Annotated in this window: 19 protein-coding genes; 12 read left to right on the top strand and 7 right to left on the bottom strand. The window is 62.9% G+C overall.

Annotated features, from left to right (window positions below; genetic code table 11):
* Window positions 1-41 precede the first annotated feature (41 nt).
* Both ACODSR_RS02020 and ACODSR_RS02015 read left to right on the top strand, forming a co-directional pair.
* Window positions 42-2,621, top strand: a complete 2,580-nt coding sequence (locus ACODSR_RS02020) for a TonB-dependent receptor (RefSeq protein WP_489073256.1) — start codon at window positions 42-44, stop codon at window positions 2,619-2,621.
* 2 nt (window positions 2,622-2,623) lie between these two features.
* Window positions 2,624-3,709, top strand: coding sequence for an NAD(P)-dependent alcohol dehydrogenase (locus ACODSR_RS02015; protein WP_489073254.1), 1,086 nt, complete (start codon window positions 2,624-2,626; stop codon window positions 3,707-3,709).
* Between the two features lie 3 nt (window positions 3,710-3,712).
* Here the strand turns inward: ACODSR_RS02015 and ACODSR_RS02010 are convergent, their stop codons facing one another.
* Genes ACODSR_RS02010 through ACODSR_RS01995 form a run of 4 tightly spaced genes read right to left on the bottom strand, consistent with a single transcriptional unit; the run spans window position 3,713 to window position 7,650 of the window.
* Window positions 3,713-4,624, bottom strand: a complete 912-nt coding sequence (locus tag ACODSR_RS02010; protein ID WP_489073252.1) for a CmcJ/NvfI family oxidoreductase — start codon at window positions 4,622-4,624, stop codon at window positions 3,713-3,715.
* Window positions 4,624-6,060 carry an aldehyde dehydrogenase family protein gene (locus ACODSR_RS02005; protein ID WP_489073250.1) on the bottom strand — a complete coding sequence of 479 codons (1,437 nt, stop codon included), beginning with the start codon at window positions 6,058-6,060 and terminating at the stop codon, window positions 4,624-4,626. The genes ACODSR_RS02010 and ACODSR_RS02005 overlap by 1 nt, the downstream gene beginning before the upstream one ends.
* 10 nt (window positions 6,061-6,070) lie before the next feature.
* A complete protein-coding gene (locus ACODSR_RS02000) occupies window positions 6,071-6,901 on the bottom strand; it encodes a glutathione S-transferase family protein (RefSeq protein ID WP_489073248.1) in 831 nt (276 codons plus the stop codon).
* A complete protein-coding gene (locus tag ACODSR_RS01995) occupies window positions 6,898-7,650 on the bottom strand; it encodes a glutathione S-transferase family protein (protein ID WP_489073246.1) in 753 nt (250 codons plus the stop codon). Before ACODSR_RS01995 ends, ACODSR_RS02000 begins: the two co-directional genes overlap by 4 nt.
* 234 nt (window positions 7,651-7,884) lie before the next feature.
* On the opposite strand from ACODSR_RS01995, the gene ACODSR_RS01990 reads away from it, so the two are divergent.
* Together ACODSR_RS01990 and ACODSR_RS01985 are read left to right on the top strand one after the other, a co-directional pair.
* Entirely contained in the window at window positions 7,885-8,553 is a 669-nt protein-coding gene (locus ACODSR_RS01990) for a glutathione S-transferase family protein (protein WP_489073244.1), read from the top strand.
* Window positions 8,550-8,975 carry an acyl-CoA thioesterase gene (locus ACODSR_RS01985; RefSeq protein WP_489073242.1) on the top strand — a complete coding sequence of 142 codons (426 nt, stop codon included), beginning with the start codon at window positions 8,550-8,552 and terminating at the stop codon, window positions 8,973-8,975. Before ACODSR_RS01990 ends, ACODSR_RS01985 begins: the two co-directional genes overlap by 4 nt.
* Here the strand turns inward: ACODSR_RS01985 and ACODSR_RS01980 are convergent, their stop codons facing one another.
* Window positions 8,976-9,605, bottom strand: a complete 630-nt coding sequence (locus ACODSR_RS01980) for a TetR/AcrR family transcriptional regulator (RefSeq protein WP_489073240.1) — start codon at window positions 9,603-9,605, stop codon at window positions 8,976-8,978.
* An 84-nt stretch (window positions 9,606-9,689) separates the two neighbouring features.
* Here ACODSR_RS01980 and ACODSR_RS01975 point away from each other — a divergent pair, with 84 nt between their 5' ends.
* Genes ACODSR_RS01975 through ACODSR_RS01950 form a run of 6 tightly spaced genes read left to right on the top strand, consistent with a single transcriptional unit; the run spans window position 9,690 to window position 15,736 of the window.
* Entirely contained in the window at window positions 9,690-10,814 is a 1,125-nt protein-coding gene (locus ACODSR_RS01975) for an acyl-CoA dehydrogenase family protein (protein WP_489073650.1), read from the top strand.
* Window positions 10,815-10,824: 10 nt separating this feature from the next.
* Window positions 10,825-12,009, top strand: coding sequence for an acetyl-CoA C-acyltransferase (locus tag ACODSR_RS01970; protein WP_489073238.1), 1,185 nt, complete (start codon window positions 10,825-10,827; stop codon window positions 12,007-12,009).
* A gap of 20 nt (window positions 12,010-12,029) precedes the next feature.
* Entirely contained in the window at window positions 12,030-12,791 is a 762-nt protein-coding gene (locus tag ACODSR_RS01965) for an SDR family NAD(P)-dependent oxidoreductase (RefSeq protein WP_489073236.1), read from the top strand.
* Window positions 12,791-13,573, top strand: a complete 783-nt coding sequence (locus ACODSR_RS01960; RefSeq protein WP_489073234.1) for an enoyl-CoA hydratase/isomerase family protein — start codon at window positions 12,791-12,793, stop codon at window positions 13,571-13,573. Before ACODSR_RS01965 ends, ACODSR_RS01960 begins: the two co-directional genes overlap by 1 nt.
* Window positions 13,574-13,577: 4 nt before the next feature.
* Complete coding sequence (locus tag ACODSR_RS01955) at window positions 13,578-14,741, top strand: acetyl-CoA C-acetyltransferase (RefSeq protein WP_489073232.1); 1,164 nt, start codon at window positions 13,578-13,580, stop codon at window positions 14,739-14,741.
* On the top strand, window positions 14,741-15,736 hold the full coding sequence (locus ACODSR_RS01950; protein ID WP_489073230.1) for an NAD(P)H-dependent flavin oxidoreductase: 996 nt from the start codon (window positions 14,741-14,743) through the stop codon (window positions 15,734-15,736). The genes ACODSR_RS01955 and ACODSR_RS01950 overlap by 1 nt, the downstream gene beginning before the upstream one ends.
* 3 nt (window positions 15,737-15,739) lie before the next feature.
* Here ACODSR_RS01950 and ACODSR_RS01945 read toward each other — a convergent pair whose 3' ends face one another.
* On the bottom strand, window positions 15,740-17,347 hold the full coding sequence (locus ACODSR_RS01945; RefSeq protein WP_489073228.1) for an alpha-amylase family glycosyl hydrolase: 1,608 nt from the start codon (window positions 17,345-17,347) through the stop codon (window positions 15,740-15,742).
* Between the two features lie 460 nt (window positions 17,348-17,807).
* On the opposite strand from ACODSR_RS01945, the gene ACODSR_RS01940 reads away from it, so the two are divergent.
* A complete protein-coding gene (locus tag ACODSR_RS01940; RefSeq protein WP_489073226.1) occupies window positions 17,808-18,500 on the top strand; it encodes a CDP-alcohol phosphatidyltransferase family protein in 693 nt (230 codons plus the stop codon).
* 272 nt (window positions 18,501-18,772) lie between these two features.
* Here the strand turns inward: ACODSR_RS01940 and ACODSR_RS01935 are convergent, their stop codons facing one another.
* The gene (locus tag ACODSR_RS01935) at window positions 18,773-19,606 is read right to left on the bottom strand and encodes a helix-turn-helix transcriptional regulator (protein WP_489073224.1); all 834 of its coding nucleotides are present in this window, start codon (window positions 19,604-19,606) and stop codon (window positions 18,773-18,775) included.
* Window positions 19,607-19,724: 118 nt separating this feature from the next.
* On the opposite strand from ACODSR_RS01935, the gene ACODSR_RS01930 reads away from it, so the two are divergent.
* The gene (locus ACODSR_RS01930) at window positions 19,725-20,600 is read left to right on the top strand and encodes a beta-keto acid cleavage family enzyme (RefSeq protein WP_489073222.1); all 876 of its coding nucleotides are present in this window, start codon (window positions 19,725-19,727) and stop codon (window positions 20,598-20,600) included.
* The last annotated feature ends 7 nt before the right edge of the window (window positions 20,601-20,607 follow it).

The raw sequence follows: 20,607 nt of genomic DNA, 5'->3' as shown, positions 1-20,607 counted from the left end.
CAAGTCGCCGACACAGGCGAGGTGTTTTTGGGGAGGTAAAGATGGGTAAGTCCGTGATTTCCATGCTGCTGGCATCAAGCGCGCTGGTCGCAGCGCCGGCATTGGCGCAGGATGCCGAACAGAGCGGCGGCATCGCCGAAATCGTCGTGACCGCGCAGAAGCGCGCCGAAAATGTGCAGGATGTGCCGATCGCGATTTCGGCCTTCACCTCTGAATCTTTGCAGGAGCGCGCGGTCGGCAGTGTGGCGCAACTCTCCGCCATTGCCCCCAACGTCAATCTGGACGCAGGCACGCCCTTCTCCGGCTCCACCGCCGTTCTGTCCGCCTATATTCGCGGCATCGGGTCGGACGATTTCGCCTTCAACATCGATCCGGGCGTGGGCATCTATCTGGACGGCGTCTATCTGGCCCGCACGGTCGGCGCGAACCAGGATCTTCTGGACGTCGCACGGGTGGAAATCCTGAAAGGTCCGCAGGGGACATTGTTTGGCCGCAACACGATTGGCGGCGCGATCTCTATCGTCACCGCCGATCCGGGCAACGAGTTCAAGGCGAAGGGCGATGTGACGCTGGGCAGCTACAAGCTGTTCCAGGCGCGGGGCTCCGTGACGGTGCCGATCACCGATGGCCTCAGTTCTGCCTTCACCTTCGGCATCAAGTCGCGCGACGGGTTCCTCAAGCGCCTTCCTTATCCCGACCAGCGTGCCAACAACACCCCGTCCTTCACCGCCTTTTCCTCCGCTGGCTATGACAGTGCCAGCAGGGAAGGCGAGAATGACAATTGGAACCTGCGCGGCAAGCTGCGCTGGGACAATGGTGGCGCAGTGCGGGCGACCTTCTCTGGCGATTACAGCAAGGACAAGGGTACGTCGGCCAACAAGCTGGTCGGCACGGCGGAGTTTGTCCCCGGCAATTTCGCGGGTACGACGAACCTGCCAGGCACGGCTTTCGATCCGACCGGCACCACCGGCTTCCTGTTCGCGGGCCTCTATAATTTCTGCATCGGCAGCACCGGCGCGGAAATCGCAGCCCGCAATGCGCAGGCACTGTGCGGCGTCTCCGGCACCCAGTTCAACCCGCAATTCCAGGTGCCCAGCTACGCCAGCGTCAATGTCGACGGCAATCCGGCCAATGATCGCCTGCCCTGGGACGGTCGCTATCTCCTTGCGAACAAGGACCGCAGCTATGCCAGCGGCAACAGCTATTCCAATCTGGAAAGCTGGGGGATGAGCGGCATCGTCGATTTCGACCTGGCCGATAACGTCGCGCTCAAATCGATCACCGCCTATCGTGAGCTGCACTGGAACGCCGGCCTTGATGCGGACGGTTCACCGCTCAACTTCGGCCAGCTCAGCTTTACGATGAACCAGTGGCAGTTCAGCCAGGAACTCCAGTTGCTGGGCAATGCGTTTGACGAAAAGCTGCGTTATGTGCTGGGCGCCTATTATTTCAAGGAAGCGGGCGACCTGCATGACTTTGTGACCTTTGGTGAAGGGCTGGTGCAGGTCGATGGTCCCAACCAGCTTGGCACCAAGAATTACGCCTTTTTCGGACAACTCGACTATCGCCCGATCGACCTGATCGGCATCACCATCGGCGGGCGCTACACCAATGAACGCAAGCGGTTCGAGGGCGGGCAGCAGGAGCTGAACGGGTTTAACTACAAGCTGTTCGGCTGCGCCGACGCCAATGGCAATATCTTCCCCGGCGGTGCATTCCCGCTGGCACCGGTGCCTTGCCAGCCGGCCCTGAGCTATCCCGACCCGACCAATCCCGTGCGGGTCTATACGCCAGGCGTCAATCGCAAGAAGTTCAACGACTTCTCGCCCAAGGTCGGCGTGCAGATCCATCCGTCCGAAGATGTCATGCTCTATGGCAGCTGGTCGAAGGGCTATAAGACCGGCGGCTGGACCACGCGCCTGACCAATCCGCAGGGCAATGTCGCGCCGGACTTTAATGAGGAAAAGGCGACGACCTGGGAAGCGGGTATCAAATCGACCCTGCTCGATCGCCATCTGCAACTCAACGCGGCGGTTTTCTCGACCAAATATCGTGACATCCAGCTTAATATCCAGGTCGGCACATCGCCAACTATCGCCAATGCGGGCGATGCGCGCATTCGCGGTTTCGAGTTGGAAATGGTCGCGGCTCCCATCGATGGCCTGACCATCAACGGGGCGATCGGCTATATCGACGCACAATATACGTCGGTGTCGGCGGGCGCAGCGGCGGTCGGCGGGGCTAATCCGTTCCAGGCGGGAACGCTGGTGGGCGAAGATCTGCCCAAGACCCCCAAATGGAAGGTCAATCTCAGCCCGCGCTATGAAGCGAAGCTGGGCAATGGCGGATCGGTCGTGCTGCTGGCCGACTGGACCTACACGTCGAGCGCCTGGAACGATACGCAGCGCACATTGCTGCTCAAGCGCGTATCGACCGACATCGTCAACGCCTCGATCAGCTATCGTGAGCCGGACGGCCATTGGTCGCTGACGGCGGGCGGCACCAACCTGACCGACAAGCGCTTCCTGACATCGGGCGGGTCGAACATTGCGGCAGGTGCGATCTTTGGCACCTATAACCGCCCGCGCGAATGGTATGTCCGCTTCGGCTTCGACTTCTGATCATGAACAGTATCGCGATCGACGCGGCGGTGGTGGAGGGGGCTGGCAGCCCCTTCCGCTTCGAAACGCTGGCGATGGACGCGCCCGGCCCTGACCAGATCCGCGTGCGGCTTCATGCCTGCGGCATCTGCCACACTGACATGGTTATGCGCGACGGCGCGCTGCCCATCCCCTTCCCGGTGATATTGGGCCATGAAGGGGCGGGCGTGGTCGATGCGGTGGGACCGGGCGTTACCGGGGTCGTGCCGGGCGACCATGTACTGCTCAGCTTCCACAGTTGCGGCGCCTGCGGCGCCTGTCACGATAATCAGCCCGGCTATTGCGTGGAATTTGTGCCGCGCAACTTTCTGGGTGTGACGCAGGCTGGACAGGGCGGCATCTGGCGCGGGGACGAGCGGATAGGCAGCAACATCTTCGGCCAGTCGGCCTTTGCCACCCATGCGTTTGCCCATAGTGACAATGTGGTGCGGATCGACCCGGACCTGCCGCTCGACATACTAGCACCGCTCGGCTGCGGGGTGCAGACCGGCGCGGGCACCGTGCTGGAAACATTGAAGGTGCAGCCGGGCCAGTCGATCGCGATATTGGGTGCGGGCGCTGTCGGTCTGTCGGCGCTGATGGCGGCGGTGATTGCGGGTGCGGGGCGGATCGTGGTGATCGACCGCCATGCCAGCCGGCTCGCGCTCGCGCGCGAACTCGGTGCGACCGAAACGGGCGATGATCTGGCTGCGCTCGGTGGGCTGTTCAACCATATCGTCGACACAACTGGCGTTCCCACACTGCTGGACCTTGCGGTCGAGCGGCTGGCGCAGCGTGGCACGCTGGCGCTGGTCGGTGCCTATCCGCCCGGCAGCATCAGCATCGATCCTTCATCCGTCATGAGCATGGGGCGGCGGATCGTCGGCGTGGTGGAAGGTGGCATCGACCCGCAGACATTCATCCCACAGCTGATCACTTACTATCGCGAAGGCCGCCTGCCGCTCGAAAAACTGATCCAGCGCTATGACTTCGCCGATCTGGAAGCAGCCTTCGCAGCCTCCGAAAGTGGCGCGGTGGTCAAGCCGGTGGTGGTGATGCCTTCAAATTGAGGGTCAATCGAAGAAGGCGACCGCCCGCACCTCGATGCTGGCCCGCGTCCTTGTGCCGGGCAGGCTGCTGTCATAGAAGGCGGTATGCGGGCAGCGCCATGTAACGTCATGGTCGCTGTCCTGAAATTTGAACAGCAGCACATCGTCGGCCGCCATGTTGGAGAAATACCACCAGCGGTGACGGTCGTGATGGCGGAAGATCGATGCGGCAATCATCTGGTCCTCGCCCGCTACCGGCGCGGTCAGCGCATCGCCGGCGGGAAATTCGTCGACCACAAACAGCGTGTTGGACGTTGCTTCCTCGTCCGACACGGTGCGCCCGTCGCATACCGCCAGCGGCCAGTCCTGCGGGCCGGGCGAAAAGCTGCGCCAGAAACTGACGCAGACATAACGTTTATAGCCCGGCCCGTTGGGAAAGGCCGTGGCATAGGCACGCTCGGCAGCGCGTCGCCCGGTGATTTCATTATAATCGACATGCGCCTCACCCGCCGGTGGCTGGACACCGCCTTCATGGCGATAATTTGCGACTTTCGCCCGCGCCCGTGCGGTGAGGTCGGCTGAGGTGCGGATCATCCAGCCGCCTGCCGCCACGCAGCTTGCACCGGAGAGGCTTTGGATCGCCGCTTCACATTCGCGCAGATAGAGGCGGTCGACCTCCGCCTTGTCCCAGAAATCGCTGATCGCGGTGCTGTGCCTGCCCAATATGAAGCCATGGGTGTCGAAGGAGAAATGATCGCGGATCGGCATACCGTCGCGCACGACCATCGGATAGTCGCGGTAGCAGCCGGTGTTGATCTCCACCCCCTGCGACACATAGCGACGAGTGACGAAATCGCCTTCGTCGAGATAGCGGATCAGCGCGGGCGCCTGCCGCGCGCTGTCTTCGATCGCGTCTGCATCCAGCAGCGTCGCCATCAGTCCACCTCTTCTGGCAGCGCGCCGATGACGGACTTGACCTCCAGAAACTCCTCCAGCCCGAAGCGGCCGAATTCGCGGCCATTGCCCGATTGCTTATAGCCGCCAAAAGGCATGTCGAAGGCAAGACCACCGGCATTGACGAACACCGCGCCCGCGCGCAGACGGCTGACGAATTTGCGCGCATGGACGGGGTCGCCCGCGACATAGGCGCCCAGCCCATAAGGCGTGTCGTTAGCGATGCGGATCGCCGCCTCATCATCATCATAGGGCATCAGCACCAGCACTGGCCCGAAAATCTCCTCCCGCGCGATCGTCATGGCCGGCGTCACATTGGCGAACACGGTCGGGCGGACATAGCTGCCATGCTCCATCCCGTCGGGACGACCCAGCCCGCCAGTCACGAGCGTCGCGCCCTCGTCAATCCCGGTCTGGATCAACGACTGGATACGCTCCCATTGGCGCTGGCTGACGACCGGGCCGATATGGTCGCCCTCAACCTGCGGATCGCCGACCTTCTTGGCCGCGAACAGCGCGCCGACCTTTTGCGCGGCCTCGTCATGCTGCGAGCGATGCACCAGCATCCGCGTCGGCGCGACGCAGCTCTGGCCGCTGTTGAGCAGCACGCCGCCGACCCCGCCGGGCAGCGCGATGTCGAGTGGCGTGCCTTCGAGGATGATGTTGGGCGACTTGCCGCCCAGTTCCTGCGCGACGCGCTTGACCGTATCGGCGGCATTTTTGGCGACCATGATGCCCGCGCGGGTCGATCCGGTGAAGCTCACCATATCGATGTCGGGATGTTTGGCGAGCGCGGTGCCGACGCCTTCGCCATCGCCCTGCACCAGGTTGAACACGCCCGGCGGCACGCCCGCGGCATCCATAATCTCGGCAAAGATCGCGGCGCAGCTTGGCGCTTCTTCGGAGGGTTTGAGGATCATGGTGCAGCCAGCGGCGAGCGCCGGGCCAACCTTGGCGAGGATCTGGTTCATCGGCCAGTTCCATGGCGTAATCAGCGCCACTACGCCGATCGCTTCACGCACCACCCGGTTATTGCCGATCTTCTCGCTGAACGCATAATCCTTGAGCGCTGCGAGCGCCTGTCCCAGATGGCCAAGGCCGGACCCCGCCTGCGCTGTCTGCGCGATCGAGATGGGGCAGCCCATTTCGGTGGCGATGGCGCGGGCGATATCGGGGATGCGCTTTTGATATTCAGCGATGATGCGTTCGAGCAACGCGATCCGTTCCTCCCGACTGGTGAGTGAGAAACGCTCGAACGCGCGGCGGGCGGCGATCACCGCCGCGTCGACATCGACCGCCGTGCCAAGGATCAGGTCGGCCGCGCTGGCGTCGGTCGCCGGGTTGATCACCGCGATGACGCGGCCACCCTGGCTGTCGACCCACTGGCCATCGATATAATGCTGGAGCGTATTGGGCATGGGTAAGTCCTTATGCGGAAATCAGGCCGAGTTCGGCGTCGGTGGCGGGCCTGCCCCATTTGTCGCGCGGCGGCATGGGGCGGCTGTCCCAGGGTGGGTCGAGGGTGAAGCTGGAGACGGTGCGCCCTTCTGGCAGGCGACCATTGCCGCCGCCCTGGGCATAATCATAATAGAGCGTCATCAACTCGGCATGGCCATGATGGCGCTGGGCGACTGGGTGCAACAGGCACGCCTCGCGCCAGCGCAGCAACCGGGTCAGATGCTGCGGGATCTGATAGGTCTCATAATAGTCGAGAAACCAGAGCCGCTTGAACATGGGTGTGAAGGCGACCTCCGCCCAACCGAACCGGTCGAACAGATAATCGCCGTCCGGCGCATAATGGCGCAGATAGTCGTCCAGCCGCGCATATTGGGCATCGACTTCGGCTTTAAGCTCGTCGCGCTTCGCCGGGTCGCGGTTCAGGATCATGCGATAGCCAGCGCCGGTAAACTGCCCGTCAGTGGCGCACAACATCGCCTCGACGGCATGTTCATAGGGATCGCGCCGCGCCACCGGGGGATCGGGAAAGCGATCCTCCACATAGCGCATGATGACCATGCTCTCTTTAAGCGTTTCGCCATTTTCCAGCTCCAGCGCTGGCAGCGACGTCGTGCCGCGCGTCTTGGCGAGCAACCAGTCGGGACGCGGCTGCGATATGTCGATCTCATGATCGGCCATGATGCCGTGCAGCCCTTTCAGGTCGAGCAGCAACTCGATCCGTTCGGAAAAGGGGCAGCCGGGAATATGATACATGCGCAGCTGGCCGCCCGCCGGTTCGTCATGCCAGGCCATGGGCGTCATGCCGCCGACATGGCCGGGCGCGGCGGCATTTCGCTCTGCGATCTGGCGAACATCGCCTGCGTGGCGGGGCGGGCGTTGATCCGGTCGATCCAGGCCAGCAGGTGCGGCGTTGCCTGCGCATTGACGATGTCGGCATACCCGAACTGCATCCCGTTCACGATCGCGAAATTACAGATATCGGCCAGCGTATAATCCTCACCCGCCAGCCAGGGGCTTTGCGACAGGCGTTTCTCCAGCCGGTCGATCGACACGCGGATCTTGCGCATTTCCTCGTCCAGCACCGCCTGCGGGAAACCGGCGCGCGCGCTGCGCCATTTGGCTTGCTGTTCGGGGATGGGGATGTGCTTGAGCTTCTCCTCAAATTCCTCGTCGCTCAGCTTGCGCGCTGCCGGGCCGATCATCCGTTCCCAGCCAATGGTGGACACGCACCAGCAGAAATATTCGTCGACCCATTTGGTCCAGACCCGCATTTCCGCGATCGTCACGGGATCGGTCGGGCGCAGGCTGGGCGCATCGGGGAAGGCATCCTCCAGATATTCGCAGATCACCGTTGATTCGGTGATGATGTGCCCGTCATGGTCGAGCGCCGGCACCTGACCGCGCGGGTTTATCGCCTTGAACCAGTCCTCATGATGTTCGAACCGGGTCGGATCGACGAAACGGGGGGTGAATTCCAGCCCCTTTTCATAAAGCGCCAGCAGCGGCTTCATTGAATTGGCGGCCGGACCGAAGCTGTAGAGCGTCAACATGGCAGGCTTCCTCACCTTATGATGTGCAGCATCTGTGCGCCTTCGCCGACGGTGGTGCAGGGCCGGGCCGTCGCCCACAAGTCGTCTGTCTATACTATCAGTGGCGCTACCCGGCGGCCGGTCGCGCAACCTGTCACTGCCAATGATAGCGCCGCCACTCGCCTTGCCGGAAGGGGCACACTTTGCTTTGGGTGACACAAGAGCGGGCCTTGACCCCGCCATGGAGAGATGCGGATGCTCGAATTGCTGACGTCGGAGACGCCCAATGGCTGGAAGGTCTCGATCCTGCTTGAGGAACTGGGCGTTCCCTACAAGGTGACACCGATTGCGCTGACCGACCGCGTGCAGAAACAGGACTGGTACGTCGCGCTCAACCCCAATGGCCGCATCCCGACGCTGATCGATCATGAGGCAGGGGATTTTGCGGTTTTCGAATCAGGGGCGATCCTGCTCTATCTGGCGGAAAAATATGGCCGCTTCATTCCCACCGATACGCAGGATCGCAGCCGGGTGATCCAGTGGGTGATGTGGCAGATGTCGGGGCTTGGCCCGATGATGGGGCAGGCGACGGTGTTTACCCGCTATTTCGACGAGAAACTGCCATCCGTGATCGACCGTTACGTCCGCGAAAGCCAGCGACTGTTCGGCGTGCTGGACGCGCAACTGGCTGTCCGCGACTATCTCGTTGGCGATTATTCGATCGCAGACATTGCCTGCTTCCCTTGGATACGCGGCCATGACTGGGCCGGGGTGGACATCAGTGCCTTTTCGAACATCTTGTGCTGGTATGACCGGATCGCCGAACGTCCTGCCGTGCAGCGCGGCCTGCTCGTGCCACCACCTCCTGCGGCCGAAGACATGGCGGAAAAGACCATTTTGCAAGGAAAGACCATCATCGCGTGACAGTATTTCTCCAGCGGATCGTCCGCATCGAATGGGGCCATTGCGACCCCGCCGGTATCGTTCACGCCCCCCGCTATTTCGACATTTTCGGCCAAAGCACGATGTTGCTGTTCGAACAGGCGGGCCTGCCCAAGAAGCGCGAGATGCTGGCGACCATGCCCTTTGCCGGCTTTCCGATGGTGGACGTGTCGGCGCGCTTCTTCGTGCCGACCGCTTATGGCGACGATGTGCTGGTGGAGGCGGACGCACCGATATTCGGCAACAGCAGCTTCACAGTTGCGCACCGTCTGTCGCTCGATGGACGGCTATGCGTCGAATGCACCGAAAAGCGCGTATGGACCACGCCCGATGCGACCCGGCCCGGCGGTTTGCGGGCGGAGCGAGTGCCGGACGCCGTGCGTGCGCTATTCGCGACTGGCTGATCAAACGCGCGGCGCGAGGCCGCTGATCAATATATCGACCATCGAGTCGGCGATCTGTTCTGCCCTCAGCGGTCCGTCCGGCTCATGCCAGCGCCCCGGCCAGTTGAGCGCACCCGCCAGGGCAAAAGCGGTCATGCGCACGTCGAGCGGCGCGATCGAACCGTCGGCGATGCCATCCTCTATCAATGCACGGATCGACAGGTCGATCGCCCGCTTGCGCGCGCGGAACAGGGCAGCCCCTTCGGCGGAGAGAAATTCGTCGCCGGTGCGCACCACGCAGCGCCCGAAATCGTCCATCATCACCTGCGCATAGCGGCGCAGCACGCTGCGCAGCCGGGCAAGACCATCGCCGGGTTGCGCGCGCGCCGTGTCGGCAGCCGCACTCAGCAATTCCAGCCCGCGCGTCACGCACTCGATCAGCACCTGCTCCTTATTGCCCAGATAATGATAGATGGTCGGCTTGCTGATCCCCAGGCTCGCGGCGACATCGTCCAGCGAAGTCGCGTGAAATCCGCGCGCGTTGAACATCCGCACCGCCGCTCGCAACACGGCTTCGCGCTTCTCCTCACGGTCACGTTCTCGCTCCTCGCGCGATCGGAAGGGGGATGGGGCGGCGTTCGGTTGGGGCAAGCTGGTCTCCTTACCTGTTCCTCTTGACAAGAAACCCGCTGATAATCAATATACCCGTGAGTATAGAGGAGACTAATGGGTTTTATGCTGACCGAAATCCAGACGGCCATCCGCGATACGGTGCGCAGCTTCGCGCAGGAGACGATCCGCCCGCACAGTGCGCGTTTTGAATCGGAAGGCGGCTATCCGCCTGCTTTGTTCGAGGAGATGGCAGGTCTCGGCCTGTGGGGCATGACCGCGCCGGACAGGTTTGGCGGAGCGGAAACCGATGCGGTCTCCTATGCGCTGGCGCTCATTGAACTGGCGGCGGCGGACGGGGCGCTTTCTACCATCGTGTCGATCCAGAACAGTATCCTGGTATCAGGCCTGCTCAAGGATGGCAGCGAGACGCAGAAGGCGCGCTTCCTGCCAGACCTGATCGGCGGGCGGACCATCGGCGCCTTTGCCCTGACCGAAGCGGATGCCGGGTCGGACGCATCGGCAGTGCGGACCCGTGCTATCAAGGTCGATGGCGGCTGGCGCATCACCGGTGCCAAGCAATTCATCACGTCAGGCAAGATTGCGGGCGTCGTCATGGTCGTCGCCGTGACGGACCCGGACGCAGGCAAGAAAGGCCTGTCGGTGTTCATCGTGCCGACCGACCGGCCCGGCTATAGCGTCGATAAGGTCGAGCATAAAATGGGGCAGGGCGCATCGGACACCTGCGCGCTACGCTTCGACGATATGTTTGTCGAGGATGACCTGCTGATCGGCCAGCCGGGTCAGGGCTATCGCATTGCCCTCGCCAATCTGGAAACCGGCCGCATCGGCATCGCCGCCCAATGCGTCGGCATGGCGCAGGCCGCGCTGGACATTGCGGTCGCCTATGCCAAGGATCGCAAGAGCTTTGGCAAGCCCATCATGGAGCATCAGGCGGTGGGCTTCCGCCTGGCCGACCTCGCCACCCGGCTGGAGGCGGCGCGGCAGCTGGTGCTGAACGCGGCGCGGGTCAAGGATGCGGGTCTGCCCTGCCTGACCGAAGCGTCGATGGCCAAGCTGTTCGCGTCCGAAGCCGCCGAACAGATCGTATCAGGCGCGCTCCAGACGCTGGGTGGCTATGGCTATCTGGAAGAATATGGCGTCGCCAAAATCTATCGCGATGTGCGGGTATGCCAGATTTACGAAGGCACGTCGGACATCCAGCGCATGGTCATTGCGCGCAGTCTTTAAGGAGAAGAATATGCAGGACGATCCGGTAGTCATCGCCAGCTATGCCCGCACGCCGATGGGCGGGTTTCAGGGTGCCTTGTCCGCGCTCAAGGCCACGGAACTGGGCGCCGCGGCGGTCAAGGCAGCGGTCGAGCGCGCGGGCGTTTCGGTCGATGCGGTCGATCGCATCTATATGGGCTGCGTCCTGCCTGCGGGTCTGGGCCAGGCGCCTGCGCGGCAGGCGGCGCTGGGCGCTGGGCTTGGCCTCAACACCGAAGCGACCACCGTCAACAAAATGTGTGGCTCCGGTATGCAGGCCGCGATCATGGCGCATGAGGCGCTGGCGTCCGGCGCGGTCGATGTCGTCATTGCAGGCGGGATGGAGAGCATGACCAATGCGCCCTACGCCCTGCCCAAGCATCGTAGCGGTGCGCGGATCGGCCATGACCGGATCATCGACACGATGATGATGGACGGGCTGGAAGATGCCTATGAACCCGGCAAGGCGATGGGCGTGTTCGCCGAGGAAGCGGTGCGCGACTATCAGTTCACCCGCGCCGATCAGGATGATTATGCCATCCGTTCGCTCGAACGCGCCAATGCCGCGATCGGCAGTGGTGCCTTCGTGCGGGAGATTACGCCGGTGACGGTCAAGGGCCGGGGTGGCGACACGATCGTCGATACCGACGAGCAGCCGGGCAAGGCGCGGCCGGACAAGATCCCCGGCCTCAAGCCCGCCTTCGTCAAGGATGGCACGATCACGGCGGCGAATGCCTCGTCCATTTCCGATGGCGCAGCCGCGCTGGTGATGACGCGGCAGAGCGTGGCGGACAAGCAGGGGATGAAGGTCGTCGCCCGTGTGGTCGCGACTGCTGGGCACGCCCATGAGCCATCGAAATTCACTACGGCGCCGGTTCCGGCGATGCGCAAGCTGCTGGAAAAGGCAGGCTGGTCGGTCGACGATGTCGATCTATTCGAGGTCAACGAAGCCTTTGCCGTCGTCGCGATGATCGCCGCCAAGGAATTGGGCATTCCGGCGGAGAAGCTGAACGTCAATGGCGGCGCGACGGCACTTGGCCATCCGATCGGCGCGTCGGGCGCGCGCATCGTCGCGACGCTGATCGGCGCGCTGGAAGCGCGCGGGCTGAAGCGCGGTGTCGCCAGCCTGTGCATCGGCGGTGGCGAAGCGACGGCGATGGCGATCGAACTGGTCTGATCGAATAGGGGCGAGTATTTATGGATATCAAGGGTTTGGCCGCCATTGTTACGGGCGGTGCTTCGGGTCTGGGCAAGGCGACGGCCACGATGCTGGCGGCGCAGGGTGCCAAGGTTGCGATCTTCGACCTGAATGAGGAAGCGGGCAAGGCGATCGCCGCCGAACTGGGCGGCGTCTATGTCGGGGTCAATGTCGCCGACGACGCCAGCGTGGCCGTGGGACTGGACGCGGCAGAAGCGGCACACGGCGTTGCCCGTATCCTGGTCAACTGCGCGGGGATCGCGCCTGCTGTCAAAACCGTGGGCAAGGAAAATGCGCCCCATCCGCTCGACACCTTCGCCAAGACGGTGACCGTCAACCTGATCGGCACGTTCAACGTCATTTCCAAATTTTCCGCCCGGCTCGCCGCGGCGGAGGAGATTGATGGGGAGCGCGGCGTCATCGTCAACACCGCATCGGTCGCGGCTTATGACGGGCAGATCGGGCAGGCCGCCTATAGCGCGTCCAAGGGCGGCGTGGTCGGCATGACCCTGCCGATCGCGCGCGATCTGGCGCAGCACAAGATCCGCGTGATGACCATCGCGCCGGGCATTTTCCTTACCCCCATGTTGGAATCCTTCCCGCAAAATGTGCAGGATGCGCTGGGCGCGCAGGTGCCGCACCCCAGTCGTCTGGGCAAGCCGGCAGAATATGCGCAGCTGGTCGAATCCATCGTCCGCAATCCGATGCTGAATGGCGATGTCATCCGCCTGGACGGCGCTATCCGCATGGCGCCGCGCTGATGGACGGGATCGCCTTTACGGTCGAGGACGGGATCGGGCGGATTACGCTCGACCGGCCCGAAGCAGGCAATGCCATCACCCTGCCGCTGGCCCGCGCGCTGCTGGCAGCCGCGATCCATTGCCAGACGGACGAGGCGATCCGCTGTATCCTGCTGACCGGAAACGGGCGGCTCTTTTGTGCTGGCGGCGACGTGCAGTTGCTGGCCGGTGCAGGCGACAAGCGGTCGGAAGTGCTAAGCGAGTTGATCGCGACCTTCCACGCCGCCGTCGCCCGGCTGGCGCGCGCCCGCAAGCCGCTGGTCACATTGGTCAATGGCCCGGCAGCTGGCGCGGGCTTCAGTCTAGCCATGCTGGGCGATGTCGTGATCGGTGCGCGGTCGGCCCATTTTACCGCCGCTTATGGCGCGATCGGGCTGACCCCGGATGGCGGCCTCAGTTGGCTGCTGCCGCGTCTGGTCGGGCTGCGCAAAGCGCAGGAGATCATCCTGACCAATCGCCGGATCAAGGCGGACGAGGCCGAGTCGATCGGGCTGGTCACGCGCATCGTGGACGATGAGGCGCTGGCTGCCGAAGGGTTGAAGGTCGCCACGGCGCTGGCCGATGCACCAGTGGCAGCGCTGGCAGCATCCCGTGCGCTGCTGGCCGACAGTTTCGAGACCGGGCTGGAGACGCAGCTGGACCGCGAATTGCGCAGCATGGCGACGGCGGGTTCGGGACGGGAAAGCGAAGAGGGGCTGAGCGCATTGCTGGCAAAACGCCCTGCCAATTTTAGGGGAGTTTGAGAGCATGGCAGAAGCCTATATTGTTGAAGCCGTCCGCACCGCCGGGGGCCGCGCGCGCAAGGGCGGGCTGATTGATGTGCATCCCGCCGATCTGGGCGCGACGATCCTCAATGCGCTGGTCGATCGCACTGGTGTCGATACCGCCGCTATCGAGGATGTGATCGTGGGCTGTGTCAGCCAGGCGGGCGAACAGAGCTTTGCCTTCGGTCGTAATCTGGTGCTGGCGTCCAAACTGCCCGACAGCGTGCCTGCCGTGACGATCGACCGCCAGTGCGGATCGTCGCAACAGGCGCTGCATTTCGCGGCGCAGGCGATCATGTCCGGCACGCAGGATCTGGTGATCGCGGCGGGCGCGGAAAGCATGACGCGGGTGCCGATGGGGTCCAACTATCAGCTCCACGCCGCCGCAGGTCTGGGCGTCGGGCCATGGCCCAAGAGCATCCAGAAACGCTATGGCGTCGCTGAATTCAGCCAGTTCCACGGCGCGCAGGCGATCGCCAACAAATATGGCTTCACCCGCGAAGATATGGACGCCTTTGCGCTTGCCAGCCATGCCAAGGCAGCAGCAGCGATCGACAGCGGCGCATTCAAGGCCGAAATCGTCGGCGTAGAGACCCCCGAAGGCCTCTTCGATATGGATGACGGCGTCCGGCGCGGCGGGACGATGGACGCGATGGCCAGCGTCAAGACGCTGGAGGAAGGCGGCACGATCACCGCCGCCAATGCCAGCCAGATGACTGATGGCGCGTCGGGCGTGCTGGTGGCCAGCGAAGCGGCGATCAAGCGCTTCAACCTGAAACCCATTGCCCGCATCGTTAACCTGACCGTGACGGCGGGTGACCCGGTCATCATGCTGGAAGAGCCGATCCCGGCGACCCGCCGCGCGTTCGAACGGTCGGGTCTCAGCCTGAACGACATCGACCTGTTCGAGGTGAATGAAGCCTTTGCCGCGATCCCGATGGCGTGGCTGAAAGCGATCGGTGCCGACCCGGCCAAGCTCAATGTCAATGGCGGCGCGATTGCATTGGGTCATCCGCTGGGGGCCAGCGGCACCAAGCTGATGACCACGCTGATCCATGCCCTGCGCGCTAAGGGCAAGCGCTATGGCTTGCAGACGATGTGCGAAGGCGGCGGCGTTGCGAATGTGACGATCGTGGAGGCGCTATAATGGGGATCAGGACACGCTTCACCGACCTATGCGGGATCGAGCATCCGATCGTCCAGGGCGGGATGATGTGGGTCGGCCGGGCGGAACTGGCCGCCGCCGTGTCCAACGCGGGTGGCCTTGGCATATTGACGGCCCTCACTCAGCCGACCCCTGACGATTTGCGCCGGGAAATCGAGCGGTGCCGGACGATGACCGACAAGCCGTTCGGCGTGAACCTCACCATCCTGCCATCGGTCAATCCGCCGCCTTACGCCGAATATCGCAAGGCGATCATCGACAGCGGCGTGAAGCTCGTCGAGACCGCCGGGCACAAGCCGCAGGAGCATGTCGACGATTTCAAGGCGCATGGCGTCATCGTCGTCCATAAATGCACAGCGGTCCGTCACGCCTTGTCGGCGCAGCGTATGGGCGTGGACGCGATCTCGATCGACGGGTTCGAGTGCGCGGGGCATCCGGGCGAGGATGATATTCCGGGGCTGATCCTGATCCCTGCCGCTGCCGACAAGCTGACCATCCCGATGATCGCCAGCGGTGGTTTTGGCGACGGGCGCGGGTTGGCCGCCGCGCTGGCGCTGGGGGCGGACGGCATCAATATGGGCACCCGTTTCTGCGCGACCGTCGAAGCGCCGATCCATGACAATGTGAAGCAGTTTCTGGTCGATAATGACGAGCGGGGGACGAACCTTATTTTCCGCAAATTCCACAATACCGGACGTGTCGCCAAGAATAGCGTGTCGGATCAGGTAGTCGAAATTTCGCTGCGCGAGGGCGCCGTGTTTCAGGACATCCAGCCGCTGGTGTCGGGCGCCAAGGGCCGGGTCGCGCTGGAGACGGGCGATCTGGACGCGGGCCTCGTCTGGGCCGGGCAGGTGCAGGGGTTGATCCACGACATCCCGACCTGCGACGCGCTGATCAAGCGGATCGTCGGCGATGCCGAAGCGATCATCCGCGGTCGGCTGAGCGATATGGTGAGCGGGGAATTGGTCGCCGCCTGAGCCTTATTGTTCGATCAACAAGGCAGCATAAGGGGGCAGGTCGCCCGGCGCTGCCCCGTTGATGGCGTTCAGGACGCGGCCAGACCCGTCAACGCCTGCGGGCCAGCCTATGGCCTCTCCCGACAGGTTGAAGACGCAAAGCAAAGACTGGACGCCGCTGATCCGGCGGAAGGCCAGGCAGGTGTCATCGGCCATAAGGATGTCGAGCGCACCATGCCGTAACGCCGGGTTCGCCTTGCGCAGCGCCAGCATCGCGCGGGTGAAGTGGAGCAGCGAACAGGGATCGCCCTCCTGTGCGTCCACGGCCAGCGGGAGATGATCCTCGCCATGGGGCAGCCAGGGTTCGACGCTGGAAAAGCCCGCCTGTTTGGCATCGGCGGACCAAGGCAGCGGCGTGCGCGCACCGTCACGCGACAGCGTCAGCGGCCAGTTGGCGATGGCTTCGGGATCCTGCAACCGCTCGAACGGGATATCGACCTGGGTGATCCCCAATTCCTCCCCCTGATAGAGAATGGCATTGCCGCGCAGCGCCATCAGCAGCGCCATCTTCATCCGGGCGAAGGCAGGGCGGTCTTCGGGCGCGCACCATCGCGACAGGGCGCGGGGCGCGTCATGATTCTCGAACGCCCAGCTTGGCCAGCCCATGCCCGGTTCGTCGGGCCAGCGGTTGATCGTGTCGGCCACTAGCGTAGGGGTAAGGTCAGGCGCGTAGAGGAAGGTGAAGCCGTAAGCGCTGTTGAGGCGTTCGTCCCCGGCGGTATAGGCTTTCATCTCCTCCTCGGCGAGCGCCCCGCCGACTTCGGCGACCGTGAAGATCGCGCCATATTCGTCGCACAGCGCCCGGATGCGCTCGACAAAGGGGACGACACCGGGGTGCGACTGGCTGTAGCGCTTGATCTGATAATCGAACGGGCGCGTGCGGGGACTGCCATCGTCGGGGGCAGGGGGATTGTCGCGGAAATCGGGGTCGTGCATCGCATGGTTCAAAGCGTCGAGGCGGAATCCGTCCACGCCCCGATCCAGCCAGAATCGCATGACATCCAGCAACGCATCCTGCACTTGCGGGTTGTGGACATTGAGTTGCGGCTGGCTGGCCAGGAACTGGTGCATATAATATTGGCCGCGCCGCGCATCCCAGGTCCAGGCCGGGCCACCAAATACCGATTGCCAGTTGTTGGGCGGCGTACCGTCCGCTTTGGGGTCGGCCCAGACATACCAGTCCGCCTTCTCGCCGCTGCGACTCGCCCGGCTTTGTGCGAACCAGTCATGCTGGTCGGAACTATGGGCATAAACCTGGTCGATCGTGACCTTGAGGCCCAAAGCATGGGCGTGCGCGACCAGCGCATCGAAATCGGCAAGCGTGCCAAAGATCGGATCGACATCGCAATAATCGGCAATGTCGTAACCGAAGTCGCGCATGGGCGAAGTGAAGAAGGGCGAAATCCAGATCGCATCCGCCCCTAGCCGGGCGATATGATCGAGCCGTTGCGTGATCCCGTTCAGATCGCCAATGCCGTCATCATTGCTGTCCTGAAAGCTGCGCGGATAGATTTGGTATATGACCGCGCCCTTCCACCAGGGCTGGTCAGCTATGTCGGTGGCATGGGGCATCGCTGGTTCGCTCCGATCAGGATAGGCGGCAAGGTTGCGCAGTCGCAACCGGTGCAATCTACACATCGACAGCGGCGGGTGAAGCCCTGGTCGGCACGAGTCGGTGCAATATGATGCGTCCGCCAATCCATGATTCTCTGGATATTGCTACTCTACCGCGGATGGACGTCCTTTACTTTCCGTTACGGAATGCAACGTAATTGCGACAGGTGCATATTTTGCAACCGCGAACAAGGATTTCGCACTTGCAGCAAAGCCTGATTTGTCGGACATAGGAGGTGCCTTTCAGGCATCCTCTCCTAAACTTTCATGGGCTGGTCTTCGGATCGGCCCTTTTTTTGTGCGCTTCAGCGATGCCATCGCCATTCGTCCGGCAGCAGCATGTAATATAATAGTCATTTTCGACGACACGAAAGGTCGGGGTGATTGTCACACCGTCATGTGTTCGTCATAAGGCGCCATGACATTGCCCTCTGGCCCATCCTCTCCTCCGATCGATCGTATCCAGCAAAATGTGCTGGCAGCATCCGAACGCCGCCTCCTCAACTGGCTCTGCGCGCGTATGCCACTATGGGTCACGCCCGACCTGTTGACCGTACTTGGCATGATCGGGGCATTTGCCATTTTTGCTGGCTATGCCGCCAGCAGCGCGCATGTCGACTGGTTGTGGCTCGCCATTGGCGGCTACGTGCTGCAATGGTTCGGCGATTCGATGGACGGCAGCCTGGCGCGGTTCCGCCGGATCGAGCGGCCATCCTATGGTTATTTTATCGACCATAGTTGCGATGGTCTTGCCACTTTGCTGATATTGGCGGGCATGGGGGCCAGCCCCTATATTCGCATGGATGTCGCGCTGGTGGCGCTGGCCGGTTATCTTCTGCTGTCGATCCATGCCTATCTGGCGGCGCGGGTGATGGGGGAGTTCAAGCTTTCATACCTGTCCGCTGGCCCGACGGAGTTGCGGCTGATGCTGATCGGCCTGACGCTGGCCATGATGGCGCTCGGCTATGCGCCCGGCCTGTTCGGCGCGATTTCCGGTTTTGACCTGTTTGTCGGCGTTGTCTCGGTGATCCTGATCCTGCTGTTCGTTATCCAGACGCTCACGACCGCGAAGCGTCTGGCGATCAGCGACGCGAAGGATGCAGGCCGCTAACCGGCTTTACCGATCGGCCCTCAACATCTCGACAGGGTTCAGCGATGCGGAAGCGATTGTGCGGTTGCGTCATGCGCCGCGGTCGATCGCTGGGTCGCACCCAAGATCAACTCGTTCAGGCGCATTTCGTCCTGAACGCCCGATGCAAAAGCAAGGCAAAGCCAGTCCAGGCACCGTGCCAATAGCAGCATGGTTCCCTCTCCATTATCTTATGACGCCGATCATAGCATGAATGCGCGGCGGGAGAAGAGAGATATTGAAACGCGATTGGCTCAGGCGACGACCGGATCGGCCTCCGCCACCAGCCGGGCCAGACGCGCCGCGCTGACGTCGTCCAATGGCGCAAACAGCAACAGCCTTTGCCCCGGCGCTTCCTCGATCGCATAGCTGGTGTGGCGGAACATGATTTCGCCCACGCCTGGCATATCGGCGATGTTGGTATCCTCAAAATGCGCCATGATTTCCGACTCCTGCCAATATTGGCGGAAAAATTCGGACTGCTCCAGCATGTCGGCAATGATGCCTTCAAACACATCGGGCTGGCTGGTGCGGCTATAGTCCCATTTGAAGCGCGCGATCAGGCGGCGGCACATATCCTGAAACTTGTCCGGGTCGGCACGATAGCGCGGGTTGAGCATCAGGATGCGGAACAGGTTGCGCTGTTCGCGCGGCAACTGGCTGTAATCGCGAAAGGCACGGGCAACCAGCCGGTTCCAGCCGATGACCGTCCAATCCTCTATGATGACCAGCGCCGGAATGGACAGCGCATCCATCAGATGCTGGGTGCCGGCATGGATGGTTTCGTCCGGTCGGGTGGCCAGAGGCGGCGGGCGGTGCTGGGCCAGCGCGAACAGGAATTCGCGTTCATTGGGTGAGAGGCGCAGAGTACGGCTCAGCCGCTCCAGCATCGGCGCGGATAGCTGGACCTCGCGCCCCTGCTCGAACCATGTGTACCAGGTGACGCTCATCCCCGCGAGGGTCGCAACCTCCTCGCGTCGCAGGCCGCGTGTCCGGCGACGCTCGCCCGCAGGCAGGCCGACATCGGACGGCGCCAGCTTGGCGCGGGCGGCTTTCAGGAAACGCGACAATTCTTCCCGCTGTGCCATGCCTTATCCAGTTACTCTCTATAATGGGACATCCACCGGCCTTCTTGCGGGCCGCTTCCTCTGCAAGACCCCGGTTCAGGGGCCGGCAACATAGCCGACACAAGACAGGAGAGTGCGGTTGGCTGGCAAGCTATTTCTGACCTGCGCGGTGACGGGAAGTTCGCCGATGCCCGATCATCCCAATTTCCCGTTCCGGCCAGATCATGTCGCGGCCGAAGCGCTGGCTGCGGCAGAAGCGGGTGCCTCGATAATCCACCTGCATGTCCGCGACCGGGAGACCGGCGATCCATCGCAGGCGCTGGAGGATTATCGCGAAGTAGTGGGCCTTATCCGTGCGAAAAATGAAGAGCTGATCCTCAACGTCACCACCGGGCCGGGCTGCACCTGGATGCAGAGTGCGGACGATCCGGCGGTCTGCGGTCCCGGCACATTGATGTTCACGGCGCAGCGGCGGCTGGAGCATATTCTCGACCTCAAGCCCGACATGTGTACACTCGACATCTGTACGATGCAGCTCTGGGGCGGGGTAGCGATCAATCTTGATCCGATGATCACCACCATGGGGCATATGATCCAGGATGCGGGCGTCCTGCCGGAGATTGAATGTTTCGAGGCAGGCGATTTTGTCTTTGCCGACGATTTGATGGCCAAGGGTGCTATTCCCAAAAACGCGCCCTTCACCTTCGTGCTGGGGACCAAATATGGCCTGCCCGCCACGACCGAAGCGATGCTCTACGCCAGGAACCAGATACCGCGCGGCACGCCCTTCACCGGCTTTGGCGTCAGCCGCCACAGTTTTCCGATGGCGGCGCAATCGGTGCTGCTGGGTGGCAATGTCCGGGTTGGTTTTGAGGACACTATCTATTTGCGGCGCGGGCGCATGGCCGCCGACAATGCCGATCTGGTCCGCTGGGGCGTCGAGATGGTCGAGCGGATGGGCGGCGACATCGCCAGCGCCGGGGAAGCGCGCGCGATGCTTGGCCTGAAACAGTAAGGGAGGG

The organism is Sphingobium sp. FG125, assembly GCF_057809795.1.
Note: the sequence above shows the minus strand (reverse complement) of the source record. Positions and strands in the feature narration are given on the sequence as shown.